Consider the following 13,746-nt stretch of genomic DNA (forward strand, 5'->3'; position numbering starts at 1 on the left):
AAATTTCCTTTCCGGCTAATAAAATGTTCGCTAGTCGGCGCCGCAGGAATTGCCTTGCGTTGTCTCATTAATCCGGCATTGTCCGCCGTCACGAAATAACGCCGGAGGCTTAGCGATTCATCCCCTGTCGGGCCGACTTTGCTCGCGTGCGCCACCAAGATGCGCGATAATCAGCGCAACATTCTATTGGGCCGCATCACGACGATTGGGCAATCATGTACATCGGATTACCACAATGGCAGCACCCCGCATGGCACCGACTGGGAATGAACAACCTGGCCGACTACAGCCGCTATTTTAACTGCGTGGAAGGCAACACGACGTTCTATGCCCTGCCCGCTCGCGCCTCCGTCGAGCGCTGGCGCGATATGACGCACGACGAGTTTCGTTTTTGCTTCAAATTCCCCTCGACGATCAGCCATCAGGCGGCCTTGCAACACTGCGACAACGATGTCAGCCTGTTTTTTCAGTGTCTGACGCCGATTGAGCACCGCATCGGGCAGCTCTGGTTACAGCTCCCTGCGGCCTTTGGCCCGCCGCTGTTGTCCGTTCTGTGGCGCTTCCTTGACGCCCTGCCACACGGGTTCAGCTATGGCGTAGAAGTACGCCATCCGCTGTTTTTCGCCAAAGGCGATGAAGAGCGCGAACTCAATCAGGGACTCCGGCAGCGCGGCATCAACCGCGTGATCCTCGACAGCCGTCCGGTTCATCATGCCGCGCCAGAGAGTGCGGCAATGCGCGAAGCGCAGCGTAAAAAACCGCGTCTGCCGGTACACGCGGTACTGACGGCTACGCAGCCGCTGATTCGCTTTATCGGCTGTGAGACGTGGGCAGAAAACCGCCACTGGTTCGAATCATGGCGTAACACGTTGCCGCAGTGGCGTGAGGCAAAACCGTTTTTCTTTATCCATACCCCGGATATCGGCGATGCGCCGCCTCTGGCGCGGCAACTTTGGCCTTTCCTCGCCGAGATCAACCCGACATTGCCGCCCCAACCCGATTGGCCACAGCAGGCTACACTCTTTTAATCCGGCGAATACCGATAAGTATTAGTTCTTTTTGTTATAAACAATTTGGTAACCTAATCCATTTCCGCTAAAAAAAACGGGCTTTACAGGCGACAGTCGCGCGCAGTAAAGCTATTATTTCGCAAGCCGTTTTTGGTTAGGTCACGGAGTGAAAAATGGTCAGTGCGCTCTATATCGTGCTTGGCGCAATCTTGTTGATAAAACTGTCTATCGATGTCGTTAAACTCAGAATGCAATATCGCGTGTCACATGGCGACGGCGGGTTTTATGAACTGCAAACGGCGATTCGGGTGCACGGCAACGCGGTGGAATATATCCCAATCGCCGCGATTCTGCTGGTGCTGATGGAGATGAACGGCGCGCTTATCGTGATGATCCACTTTTGCGGTATTTTACTGCTTGCCGGGCGTTTATTTCACTATTACGGGCTTCGTCACCGCGAGTTTAACTGGCGGCGATCTGGCATGGCGGCCACCTATGCCTCGCTCATCCTGATGATTGCCGCAAATCTTTACTATCTCCCCTGGGATCTGGTCTTCACGCTGTACTAACCACGTGAGGCGAAAACACCGTTCGTCCCGCCCGGATGAACGGCAATTCCTCTGTCCGGCTGGCGATGCTATCCCTACCCCCGGCACAACGTGGAAGGTGAAGGCCATGCCGTATTCTGCTAGAATGCGCGCTTCTTTTTTCTCTCGATGCACTTTCAGCCATGCCAAATCGCGATATGCTTTTTTCCGTGCCCATTGCCAATTTAGGCGATTGGACATTCGACGAACGCGTTGCCGACGTCTTTCCCGACATGATCCAACGTTCTGTACCCGGCTATTCCAACATCATCTCGATGATTGGCATGTTGGCCGAGCGATTTGTCCGGCCTGAAAGCCGCGTTTACGATCTGGGCTGTTCACTGGGCGCGGCGACGCTGTCTATGCGGCGCAATATCCACGTGCCGGGCTGCAAGATAATCGCGGTGGATAATTCTGCGGCCATGATAAAGCGCTGCCGCAGCCACATCGATGCCTTCCGTTCCGATACGCCGGTAGAGGTGGTAGAAGCGGATATCCTCAATATCGAGATCGACAACGCCTCAATGGTGGTGCTGAACTTCACGCTGCAATTCCTGGCGCCGTCGCAACGGCAGAAACTCATTGAGCGCATTTATCAGGGACTTAATCCCGGCGGCGTACTCGTCCTTTCCGAGAAATTCAGTTTTGCCGACAAAGACGTCGGCGAACTGCTGTTTAACATGCATCTCGACTTCAAACGGGCAAACGGCTACAGCGAGCTGGAAATCAGCCAGAAGCGCAGTATGTTGGAAAATGTCATGCTGACCGACTCCGTAGAAACGCACAAGGCTCGGCTGTCTGCCGCGGGTTTTGAACATAGCGAAATCTGGTTCCAGTGTTTTAATTTTGGCTCGCTATTAGCGGTGAAAGCAGAGGAAAAAGCGTGATTGATTTCGGCGGTTTTTATCAGCAAATCGCAAAAGGCCCGCTCAGCCACTGGCTGAACACCTTACCTGCGCAGTTAAGTCATTGGCAGCAGGCCTCACTGCACGGCAAATTTAAGCTCTGGTTTAACACGCTGGAGCATCTTCCCGCCCTGACGCCAACGACGCTGGATTTACACAACGGCATCACCGCACGCATGGAACCGGATATTTCCGCAGGCCAGCGTGAAGGCATCGAAAAGCTGTTGCGTAATTTAATGCCCTGGCGTAAAGGCCCTTTCTCACTCTATGGCGTGAACATCGATACCGAGTGGCGTTCCGACTGGAAGTGGCAGCGCGTTCTGCCGCATATCAGCTCGCTAAAGAACCGCCTGATTCTGGATGTGGGATGCGGCAGCGGCTACCACTTGTGGCGTATGGTTGGGGAAGGTGCGACGATGGCGATCGGCATCGATCCCATGCAGCTTTTTTTATGTCAGTTTGAAGCCGTCCGTAAACTGCTCGGTGACGATCAGCGAGCGCACGTTTTACCGCTCGGCATTGAACAGCTTCCCGAACTGGCCGCGTTTGACACCGTGTTTTCCATGGGCGTGCTGTATCACCGCCGTTCCCCGCTCGATCACCTGTGGCAATTGAAGAATCAGCTGGTGGCCGGTGGCGAGCTGGTGCTGGAAACGCTGGTCATTGACGGCGATGAAAATCAGGTGTTGGTTCCGGGAGAACGCTACGCGCAAATGCGCAATGTGTATTTCATTCCTTCCGCCGCAGCCTTGACCACGTGGCTTGAGAAATGCGGCTTTGTTGATATCCGCGTCGTCGATATCGGCACCACGACCACCCAGGAGCAGCGCCGCACTGACTGGATGGTCACGGAATCGCTGGCTGAATTCCTCGACCCGGATGATCCGACGAAAACGGTGGAGGGTTATCCCGCGCCGGTGCGTGCCGTACTGGTTGCGCGTAAGCCCGGCATCGACCTATAGCCTTTATCCCCCGCCTTTAACGAACCCGACAAAAAAAGCCCCAGCAACACGCTGGGGCCTGGTACTTGCCATACAAACCTGACGGAATGCTGCGCGGCAAAAGTGAAAAATGGCATGACGTTGCCTGCATCCGCGCCGCAAAACACATGACGTTTATGAGGCGTATTGTGTCTCACGATCCGGACTTACCGCTCGTTTCATCGCCGCCACGACATCACCATCCACACAATACTGGCTGAACTCATCCAGCTCTGTTTCAGCGCACATTGACACGCCGATCTTGCGGTAACGCATTACGGATGGCATCCACTGGCCTGCTGAGCTATGCAACTCCCGGATTCCGGCCTGCTGGAATTTATGCAGGTTAGTTAAGCGCACGCCGGAACCGGCCATAATAATTGGACCGCGACTGGCCTGTGTTAGTTCACGTAATAATCGCAACCCATTTTCCGCGGTCTGCTGCTGGCCGGAAGTCAAAATACGCGACACCCCAAGATCGGTAAGCTGCTCTAATGCAACATAGGGGTTCAGGCACATGTCAAACGCGCGATGAAAGGTCACCGTCATCCCCTGAGTCAGCGCCATGATTTCACGCATTTTCGCTAAATCGATGTGCCCCTCCTCATTCAATACGCCCACAACGACGCCGGGAAACCCCATTTCACGTATCTGCGCCAGATCATATTTGATCGCAGAAAACTCCGTCGCGCTGTAACAGAAATCACCGCCACGCGGGCGCACAATCGGATGAACAGGAATCGCAATCTTTTTCCGGGCCTCGCGTAATACCCCATACCCTGGCGTCACGCCCCCTTCCCGTTGCCCCGCACAGAGCTCAATTCTGTCAGCCCCGGACTGGGCTGCCGTTATCGCGCAATCAACGCTATAACAACACACCTCCAGTTTGATCATCGCTGCTCCTCCATGTACGCCTACAGGCTTTCTTCATTATCAATGACAGCGGCGAATCATCACGCCGACTAAAGTAATAACTATGGCACTCACTTTCGCATCATGAGGAGACAGGAGTCACAATGAATAAGATAAGTCACTGAAATAAACATGACATAAACCACAATTTTATTAATCTGCTGCACAGCGGATAAAATGGGGACGAATAAAGGATCTTCCCTATTTATCTTTCCGGTTAACGTGCTCTTTCTAATTACGCCAGCGCTGTTATTTACATTGCCAACCCATTTCACTGGCAGCCACCTCTCGTATATCAAAAGGGTGAAACTTTATTGTCACCTTACCATTCGTGACCGCCAACGTCGGATTAGGAAGCCGTTCATTTTCACCCTGCGGTGAACTGAATTTAAGTTTGATGCCCGGTGTAGATAACGCGTTATCAGACAGGCAGGCCAACGCACGCTGATGCAGCGTTTCCGCGTCGCCAGACAGCACCAGCTCGACATGTTCCCAGCCCTCATGAGGATAATGTTTTTCCCCCGGCCACGGCAGCTCAATGCACTCAATCATCCAGGGGCCAACCGGGAGGGCGTCGTTTAGGGTAAACAGGCAGATCGAACGACCATTAATCTGGTTGTCGGAAAATAGCCTGCCAGCCTTCAGCAGCGCCGTTTTCCAACGTTCCGCCGTTGCGTTCTGATGGCAGCGTAGCGAAATGTGGTCAGCGTGAAACGCCCCCAAATCCAACCGTAGTTCATCAGCCAGTGCATCGAGTTCCTGTTCGAAACGCACTAAATCCTTTAACAAATCATGGGGTAACATATCGGATAACATTCCTTGCTGCATTTTCTGTGTTCAATGGCCTTTAATGCGCTAAGAATATCATATTAATAACATTTTCAATTCTGCTTTTACGTTGCGCACATTCATTTACATCCTCACAAGTAAAATCGCACTAAATGAGAAGAAACAAAAACCATATTATTTGATGAATAAGCCGAAAAAATCTTGCCGCAATCTTAAATATCAATATCTTTCGCTATCGACACTGGGATGAATCTTAAATACATCGACTCCCGTTGAATCGCGAATAGAAAACGTATAGCTTAAAGAATCCAATAATAACACTGAGATAACATCATGGTCTTACTCATTATATCTATCGCGCTTATCATTATTGCGTTGTATGCGATTTTTCGCCATTTTAAAACCAGAGATGCGCATAAAATTGGTGTAAATAATCGTTCCAAAAAACGTTAACAACGCAATTTTCATTTATCCTCTTTTTAAATTTATTGTTTCTTTTAGTCGTGTTCTCCTTTCATTTTTCTTCCCTTCTGTCATTTTATCCCTTTCCTGCGTGTCGGGTTTCTTTTCGCCCGAATCTCCCGCCGGCACGCCTGCCGTCTGCTGACGAGGAAAGGCAAATATGGTATAAGCAAGGCTTGATTTTTTATTTAAGGTAAACCAGTGAATATTCAGGCTCTCCTCTCTGAAAAAGTCAGCCAGGCGTTGACTGCCGCAGGTGCGCCAGCAGGCAGCGAAGCTCAAGTTCGTCAGTCAGCAAAAGCACAGTTTGGTGATTATCAGGCCAATGGCGTCATGGCCGTGGCAAAAAAACTGGGCATCCCGCCGCGGCAACTGGCCGAAAAAGTCGTCCAGCTTTTAGCGCTGGAGGGTATTGCGGAAAAAACAGAAATCGCAGGACCGGGGTTTATTAATATTTTCCTTGATAAGCAATGGGTTGCGATTCAGGTTGAGAATGCGCTGACGGCCCCCAAACTGGGGTTGGCGCCGGTTGAACCGCAAACGATCGTGATTGATTACTCTGCACCGAATGTCGCAAAGGAAATGCACGTCGGACACCTGCGCTCAACGATTATTGGTGATGCCGCAGCCCGCACGCTGGAGTTTTTAGGCCACAACGTGATTCGGGCCAACCACGTCGGTGACTGGGGTACACAGTTCGGCATGCTGATTGCCTATCTGGAAAAAATGCAAAACGAAAACGCCAACGAGATGGATCTTTCCGATCTTGAAGCGTTCTACCGTGAAGCGAAGAAGCACTACGACGAGGATGCCGAGTTCGCCGAACGTGCGCGCGGTTACGTGGTGAAATTACAAGGTGGAGATGAATATTGCGGCCAGATGTGGCGCAAGCTCGTCGATATCACCATGGCGCAAAACCAGATCAATTATGAGCGCCTCAATGTCACCCTGACCAAAGACGATGTCATGGGTGAAAGTTTGTATAACGGCATGTTGCCGGGGATCGTCGCCGACCTGAAGGAAAAAGGTCTGGCGGTGGAAAGCGAAGGCGCTACGGTGGTTTTTCTTGATGAATACAAAAACAAGGAAGGCGAACCGATGGGCGTGATTATCCAGAAAAAGGATGGCGGTTATCTCTACACCACAACGGATATCGCCTGCGCCAAATATCGTTATGAAACGCTGAATGCCGATCGCGTACTCTATTATATTGATTCTCGCCAGCACCAGCATCTGATGCAGGCCTGGACCATTGTGCGCAAAGCCGGTTATGTGCCGGATTCTGTCAGTCTGGAACACCACATGTTCGGTATGATGCTGGGTAAAGATGGCAAGCCCTTTAAGACGCGGGCAGGTGGAACGATCAAGCTGTCCGAGCTGCTGGATGAAGCCTACGATCGCGCACTGAAACTTATCGCGGAAAAAAATCCGCAAATGGAAAGCGATGAGTTAACCGCGCTGGCGAAAGTGGTTTCCATCGGTGCGATCAAATATGCCGATCTGTCGAAGAGCCGTACCACGGACTACGTGTTTGACTGGGATAACATGCTGGCCTTTGAAGGCAACACCGCGCCTTACATGCAATACGCTTACACGCGCGTCGCCTCTATCTTTAAACGCGCGGGCATTCAGGAAACTGAGTTAACCCAGCCGGTAGCGCTGCACGACGAGCGCGAATACGCACTGGCCACACGCCTGCTGCAATTTGAAGAAACGATTACCCTCGTCGCACGCGAAGGCACCCCACATGTGATGTGCGCCTATCTGTACGATCTGGCGGGTCTGTTCTCCGGCTTTTACGAACACTGCCCGATTCTCAACGCCGAAAATGATGACGTGCGTCAGAGCCGTCTGAAACTGGCGCTGCTCACGGCAAAAACGCTGAAACAAGGTCTCGATACGCTGGGTATCGAAACCGTTGAGAAGATGTAACCGCTTCGCAATTAGTGACAGAAACGCCACCGGCGCTGCCGCCAGTGGCGTTTTTTTATCTGGCGATTATACGCTACGGCGAGCGAAATCCCGGGGCCGGAAGCCCAACAGCGCCAGCGTGGCGAAATAAGCGGCGGCGCCGGCGATCACTACCACCAGCAAACGCAGGATCCGCAGCGTCATACTGCCTTCATCCCATGCGGGCATCCACCCGAGGATGCCCAGCAACACCAGCGACATGACGGCAACCGCAATCAGCAGGCGAACCAGAAATCCCCGCCACCCCGGCAACGGCTGGAAAATAGCCTGCTTACGCAGTTGCCAGTACAACAACCCTGCGTTCAGGCAGGAAGCCAGACCGATGGACAACGCCAGACCGGCATGCTGTAACGGGCCAATAAAGATCAGGTTCATGATTTGCGTCAGGATCAGCGTCACTATCGCAATTTTTACCGGCGTCTTGATATCCTGACGGGAATAGAAGCCCGGCACGAGGACTTTGACGACAATTAACCCGACGAGCCCTACCGAGTAGGCAATCAGCGCCTGCTGCGTCATCAACGCATCAAACGCGCTAAACTTGCCATACTGGAACAGCGACACCGTTAAGGGCTGCGCCAGAATGCCTAATGCCACCGCGCTCGGCAGCGCCAACAAGAAACACAGGCGTAATCCCCAATCCATCAGACGCGAGCATTCCTCATAGTGACCGCTGGCAAAGCTTTTCGCTAAAGAGGGAAGCAGAATCGTTCCCAGCGCCACGCCCAACACGCCGGAAGGGAACTCCATCAGGCGGTCAGCGTAGTACATCCATGACACCGCCCCTTCGCTGAGGAAGGACGCGAAAATGGTGTTGATAATCAGCGAAATCTGGCCGACAGATACGCCCAACACCGCAGGCCCCATCAGCTTCATAACCCGCCAGACGCTCGGATCGCGCCACTTCAGGCGCGGCAGAACCAACATGCCGATCTTTTTCAGGTGCGGCAGTTGATAGCCGAGTTGCAGCAAACCGCCAACCAGCACTGCCCAGGCCAGCGCCATCACGGGGGGATCAAAATACGGTGCGGCAAATAGCGAGAAGCCAATTATGCTGACGTTAAGCAACGTCGGGGCAAAGGCAGGTACAGAGAAACGGTTCCAGGTATTCAGCACCGACCCCACCATCGAGGTCAGTGAGATCAGCAAGATGTAGGGAAACGTGACCCTCAAGAGCGCAGAGGTGAGCTCAAAGCGCTCCGGCGTCGCCGCAAAACCGGGGGCGGTCACCATAATGACCCAGGGCGCGGCCAGCATCCCTGCGACGGTCACCAGCGCCAGAATCAGCGTCAACATACCGGAGACATAAGCTAAAAACGTCCGCGTGGCCTCATCGCCCTGCTGACTTTTATATTCGGCCAGAATGGGGACAAAGGCCTGTGAAAATGCGCCTTCTGCGAAAATTCGCCGGAGCAAGTTAGGCAGTTTGAACGCCACAAAGAAGGCGTCCGTCGCCATACCTGCACCAAAAATACGCGCGACGATCGCATCGCGCACAAAGCCTAAAACGCGCGACAACATGGTCATGGAACTGACGGCAGCCAGTGATTTAAGTAGATTCATCCGATTATTTTCTGAATTGTTCAGGAGCGATTATGATCCCTTACAGGCTATCCTGATTGCGGGGTGCGACTAGTCTACGCATTGCGCATACAATAGCTACCGAACATTATCATCACAGCGGTATTTTCCAGCAATTTTTCCCTCATACGTTGAGACTGCAACGCCCCGTTACCGGATGTTTCCGCTAGTTTCCGTTGTTCAATTATCGCCATGATATGATGTACCGCGTCGACCTGTTCTGACGTCATTGCGCTAAACGCTCATCAAACCGACGTTTGAGTTCCGCCACCTCTTTTTCTAACGCCGCAATCCGCTCGATCAGCGGTAAATAGTCACTTGTGCTGTCTGTGTCTGGAGTCATTACCTCACTGATCTCGCCGCCGAAAAGGTGCTGGTAGCGACTTTCCCGTTTACCGGGTTCCCGCATGAGCCTCACCACAAAGGGCCCGTCATCGCGCTGTCGCAGTTGCTCCAGTGTGGATTCAACCTCGGCGACATCCGAAAATTCATACAGTCGCACGGCGCGTGTCCGCAGCTCTCCCGGCGTCTGTGGGCCACGCAGCAGTAGCGTCGCCACCAGCGCGATTTCCGCAGGAGAGAGCGTCAGATCGCCAAATGCCGAATTGCAAAAACGATGCTCGTACTTCATAACGCGGTTACCCACGCCGCTGAATGTGTGCAGGAAATGCTTTTTCATGAGTCCATCCAGCGTGTCCTGCACCTCGCTTTCGCTCAGCGTCATCACGGGTTCGCGGTTGGTTTTCTGATTGCAGGCCGCAGTGAGGGCATTTAGCGACATCGGGTACTGATCGGGCGTCACGATCTGCTTTTCCAACAGACAGCCGATCACGCGGGCTTCACGAGCATCTAACGGGTGTTTCATCTTGATTCCTTAGCGCGGCGGCTTCCACTCGGTGTTGGTCAGCGCGGTTAATATATGGTCCTGCCATTTGCCGTCAATCAGCAGATAATCTTTCGCGTAGCCTTCACGCTCAAACCCCAGCCGGGCCAATAGGTTTCCGCTACGCAGGTTATGCGGCATGTAATTGGCCATAATGCGATGCATGTGTTGCTGGCGCTGCATATAGCGTAGCGCGGGCTGCAACGCCTCATACATTAGCCCCTGCCCCTGCCATTTCTGCGCGAGAGAATAACCGAGGTAGCAGGCGTGAAACGCCCCTCGCAGCACGTTGCTAAAATTTGCCACGCCGTATACTTCATTTTCATTCGGATCCAACAGCAGGAAATAATAGGCACTGCCTTGTTTGTGCATATCGTTGATCATGCTCAGCCGTGCCTGCCAGCCAGACGGATAACAGTGGCTGGAATCTCGCACAGGCTCCCACGGTTTGAGGAAGTGGCGGTTTTCCGAATAGTATTCAGCCAGACGCCAGGCATCGCGTTCATGGGCAAGACGTACCACCAGCCGATCGGTTGTCAATTGCACTCTTGCTGGCGTTGAACGGTAGCCAAACATTTTCCCCTACCTCTCCATATTATCGATAAGTAAAATTCATCGCGGCTGAAAACGTAACGTTATCCTCATAAGCGGAAATATCGGTATTTTCAGTCATCCTTACTATAACCACATAAATTCATAGACGTAAAACCCCTGACGCCGAGTTATTGCGCAGTTGAATCGGGGACGAAATTTTTTTGCGCGAAAATGTTATCCGGATAACGTTAAATCGATAAAAAAATATTATCCAACAATGGGCTATACCAACGTCAAATTAGAGTACAAAATAGTCACGTGAGTTATTTTCCTCTTCTCTTCTGCTGTTATGGTGAAACATGCCTCTGATGTCGCAAGCTCGGAGCTTGGGTAAGTATTTTTTATTACTGGATAATATGCTGGTGGTTCTGGGGTTCTTTGTCGTTTTTCCCCTTATTTCCATTCGATTTGTCGATGAACTCGGCTGGGCCGCATTATTAGTCGGTATTGCGTTGGGACTGCGCCAGTTTATTCAGCAAGGGCTGGGGATTTTTGGTGGCGCTATTGCCGACCGTTTCGGCGCGAAACCGATGATTATCACAGGTATGCTGTTACGCGCCGCCGGCTTTGTTTTCATGGCGATTGCCGACGAACCCTGGTTGCTCTGGCTGTCTTGCGCGTTATCCGGCCTGGGCGGAACGCTCTTCGATCCGCCGCGTACCGCGCTGGTGATTAAACTGGTTCGCCCGCAGGAGCGTGGTCGTTTCTATTCACTGCTGATGATGCAAGACAGCACTGGCGCGGTGATTGGCGCGCTGCTCGGCAGTTGGCTGCTTCAGTACGATTTTGAAGTCGTTTGCTGGGCCGGCGCGGCTATCTTCGTGCTCGCCGCGGCCCTCAATGCCTGGCTGCTGCCGGCCTACCGCATCTCGACGGTGAAAACGCCCATCATAGAGGGCATGTCGCGCGTCATCCGCGACCGCCGGTTTCTGCTGTATGTTTTAACCCTCACGGGGTACTACATGCTGGCCGTTCAGGTATTGCTGATGTTGCCCATCATGGTCAACGAAATCGCGGGTACGCCTTCCGCGGTGAAGTGGATGTACGCCATTGAAGCGACACTCTCGTTGACGTTGCTGTACCCTATCGCCCGCTGGAGCGAAAAACATTTCCGGCTGGAACAACGCCTGATGGCAGGGCTTTTCGTCATGTCCATCAGCATGTTCCCCATCGGGATGACGACGGAACTGCAAACGCTATTAATGCTGATCAGCCTGTTTTACATTGGTTCGATTATTGCGGAACCCGCGCGTGAAACCTTAAGCGCTTCTCTGGCTGATGCCCGAGCCAGAGGCAGTTACATGGGGTTCAGCCGGCTTGGACTGGCGCTCGGCGGCGCCATTGGCTACAGCGGCGGCGGCTGGCTATTTGATACCGGCCACGCGCTGAACCGGCCGGAACTGCCGTGGTTCATGCTTGGCACCATCGGGTTGCTGACGTTGGCCGCGCTGTATTGGCAATTCAACCAACGCCGTATTGAACCCGCCATGCTCGGTGGCCATTAATCTGATTTTTACCGACGAGTTTGATCTCGTCGGTAAAGCCCCCCTATACTTTCCTAATACATTCAAGCAATTGTTTCTTCATCCGTCAGGGAGAGATGCCGTTGAGATTGTTTGATGCCCGGTTTCACTCGCGGCCGCGCCTGCGGCTTTGGCTTATCCGTGAATCAGGAGACGAGATATGAAGCTCTACATTTACGATCACTGCCCCTATTGCGTTAAAGCGCGCATGATCTTTGGCCTGAAGAACATCCCCGTCGAACTGCAAATACTGGCAAATGATGATGCGGAAACGCCGGAAAGACTCATCGGTCAGAAAATGGTGCCGATACTGCAAAAAGACGATGGCAGCCATATGCCTGAAAGTATGGACATTGTTGATTTCATCGATCGCTATGATCGTAAACCGCTGTTGACGGGCCCAACGAATCCGACCATTGCCGCCTGGCTGCGTAAAGTGAATGAATATACGCCGCGCCTGATCATTCCTCGCTTTGCACAGGCGGCGTTCGAAGAGTTCGCCTCCGCTTCCGCCCGGCAGTACTTCATTAATAAAAAGGAGGCGCAGCTAGGTAGTTTCAGCGACCACCTTAACCATTCGCAGGGACTGATTAAGAAACTGAATAACGACCTACAGGATCTGGATCCGCTAATTATCCAGCCGAATGCCTGTAACGGCGAACTGTCAACGGATGACATCAACCTCTTCCCGCTACTCCGTTCCTTATCGATTGTTGCCGGCGTGACGCCACCTTCGCGCGTCGCCGATTATCGCGACAATATGGCCAAACAGACTCAGGTCACGTTGCTCAGCAGCCTGGCAATCTGATCGGTTTACTTCGCCGCTTCGTTCTGAAGCGGCAATCTCTCCCCTTTCAGTGCTATCCTATTGTTTACACTGTATGTCCGGCGCACGCTGTGCGTATTTCGTATTGATTACGCGTGTAACACCCGGAATACATGGCACGCATAAATGGCATGATGAGGTCAGAATAATGAAAAAATCAGGATGGATGGCAGCGGCGGCGGTATTGTTTGCTTTTACACTCAGCGGTTGCAATAAACTCACTCAGTACACGCTAAGTGAACAGGAAGTGAACGCCTACCTGCAAAAGCACAATGATTATCAGAAGCAGTTGGGCGTGCCCGGCGTCGTCGATGCGCATATCGTGTTGACCGAGCTATCCAGCCAGATCGGGCGGGAAGAACCGGGAAAAGTGACGCTGTCGGGCAATGCGAAGGTTGATATCTCTTCTCTGTTGGGAAATCAGACTGCCGATATGAAACTTACGCTGAAAGCACAGCCGGTATTCGATAAAACTCAGGGCGCGATTTATCTCAAAGAGATGGAGTTGGTTGATTACAGCATACAACCGGAAAAAATGCAGACCGTCATGAAGACGCTCAGCCCTTATCTCAATCAATCGTTAAAAAGCTATTTTGATCAAAAACCGGCTTATGTCCTGGATGCAGAGAAGAGCACGACGGAATCGTTGGCGAAGAAGATGGCGAAAGGTATTGAAATCAAACCCGGCCAGATCGTTATCCTGTTTACTGATTAATGCTCAGC

Annotated in this window: 13 protein-coding genes; 8 read left to right on the forward strand and 5 right to left on the reverse strand. The window is 52.5% G+C overall.

Annotated features, from left to right (window positions below; translation table 11 throughout):
- Positions 1 to 215 precede the first annotated feature (215 nt).
- The 4 genes from EDC54_RS06690 (at position 216) to cmoB (ending at position 3,464) form a co-directional block, all read left to right on the forward strand.
- Entirely contained in the window at positions 216 to 1,028 is an 813-nt protein-coding gene (locus EDC54_RS06690; RefSeq protein WP_132454511.1) for a DUF72 domain-containing protein, read from the forward strand.
- 155 nt (positions 1,029 to 1,183) lie between these two features.
- Complete coding sequence (locus EDC54_RS06695; protein WP_132454513.1) at positions 1,184 to 1,579, forward strand: MAPEG family protein; 396 nt, start codon at positions 1,184 to 1,186, stop codon at positions 1,577 to 1,579.
- Positions 1,580 to 1,740: 161 nt separating this feature from the next.
- On the forward strand, positions 1,741 to 2,484 hold the full coding sequence (gene cmoA, locus EDC54_RS06700) for a carboxy-S-adenosyl-L-methionine synthase CmoA (protein WP_132454515.1): 744 nt from the start codon (positions 1,741 to 1,743) through the stop codon (positions 2,482 to 2,484).
- Positions 2,481 to 3,464 (forward strand): tRNA 5-methoxyuridine(34)/uridine 5-oxyacetic acid(34) synthase CmoB, encoded by a 984-nt coding sequence (gene cmoB, locus EDC54_RS06705; protein ID WP_132454516.1) that lies wholly within the window; start codon positions 2,481 to 2,483, stop codon positions 3,462 to 3,464. The genes cmoA and cmoB overlap by 4 nt, the downstream gene beginning before the upstream one ends.
- Before the next feature lie 153 nt (positions 3,465 to 3,617).
- Here cmoB and cutC read toward each other — a convergent pair whose 3' ends face one another.
- Positions 3,618 to 4,376: a copper homeostasis protein CutC gene (gene cutC / locus EDC54_RS06710; RefSeq protein WP_132454517.1), complete on the reverse strand. Its 759-nt coding sequence runs from the start codon at positions 4,374 to 4,376 to the stop codon at positions 3,618 to 3,620.
- A gap of 267 nt (positions 4,377 to 4,643) precedes the next feature.
- Positions 4,644 to 5,198 (reverse strand): VOC family protein, encoded by a 555-nt coding sequence (locus EDC54_RS06715; protein WP_132454518.1) that lies wholly within the window; start codon positions 5,196 to 5,198, stop codon positions 4,644 to 4,646.
- Between the two features lie 648 nt (positions 5,199 to 5,846).
- On the opposite strand from EDC54_RS06715, the gene argS reads away from it, so the two are divergent.
- Positions 5,847 to 7,577 (forward strand): arginine--tRNA ligase, encoded by a 1,731-nt coding sequence (argS, locus tag EDC54_RS06720; protein WP_132454519.1) that lies wholly within the window; start codon positions 5,847 to 5,849, stop codon positions 7,575 to 7,577.
- A gap of 66 nt (positions 7,578 to 7,643) precedes the next feature.
- On the opposite strand, the gene murJ is transcribed toward argS, so the two are convergent.
- The 3 genes from murJ to rimJ all read right to left on the reverse strand — a co-directional run bounded on the left by murJ (position 7,644) and on the right by rimJ (position 10,656).
- Positions 7,644 to 9,179, reverse strand: coding sequence for a murein biosynthesis integral membrane protein MurJ (gene murJ / locus EDC54_RS06725; protein ID WP_132454520.1), 1,536 nt, complete (start codon positions 9,177 to 9,179; stop codon positions 7,644 to 7,646).
- Positions 9,180 to 9,423: 244 nt separating this feature from the next.
- The gene (locus EDC54_RS06730) at positions 9,424 to 10,062 is read right to left on the reverse strand and encodes a DUF480 domain-containing protein (RefSeq protein WP_132454521.1); all 639 of its coding nucleotides are present in this window, start codon (positions 10,060 to 10,062) and stop codon (positions 9,424 to 9,426) included.
- Positions 10,063 to 10,071: 9 nt separating this feature from the next.
- Positions 10,072 to 10,656, reverse strand: coding sequence for a ribosomal protein S5-alanine N-acetyltransferase (rimJ, locus tag EDC54_RS06735; RefSeq protein WP_132454522.1), 585 nt, complete (start codon positions 10,654 to 10,656; stop codon positions 10,072 to 10,074).
- Positions 10,657 to 10,973: 317 nt separating this feature from the next.
- Between rimJ and mdtH the strand changes: the two genes are divergently transcribed.
- The 3 genes from mdtH to EDC54_RS06750 all read left to right on the forward strand — a co-directional run bounded on the left by mdtH (position 10,974) and on the right by EDC54_RS06750 (position 13,738).
- Positions 10,974 to 12,179 carry a multidrug efflux MFS transporter MdtH gene (mdtH, locus tag EDC54_RS06740; protein ID WP_132454523.1) on the forward strand — a complete coding sequence of 402 codons (1,206 nt, stop codon included), beginning with the start codon at positions 10,974 to 10,976 and terminating at the stop codon, positions 12,177 to 12,179.
- Between the two features lie 178 nt (positions 12,180 to 12,357).
- Entirely contained in the window at positions 12,358 to 13,005 is a 648-nt protein-coding gene (gene grxB, locus EDC54_RS06745) for a glutaredoxin 2 (protein ID WP_132454524.1), read from the forward strand.
- Between the two features lie 166 nt (positions 13,006 to 13,171).
- A complete protein-coding gene (locus EDC54_RS06750) occupies positions 13,172 to 13,738 on the forward strand; it encodes a lipoprotein (RefSeq protein WP_132454525.1) in 567 nt (188 codons plus the stop codon).
- The last annotated feature ends 8 nt before the right edge of the window (positions 13,739 to 13,746 follow it).

It is taken from the genome of Samsonia erythrinae (assembly GCF_004342665.1).
Classification (GTDB): Bacteria; Pseudomonadota; Gammaproteobacteria; order Enterobacterales; family Enterobacteriaceae; genus Samsonia; species Samsonia erythrinae.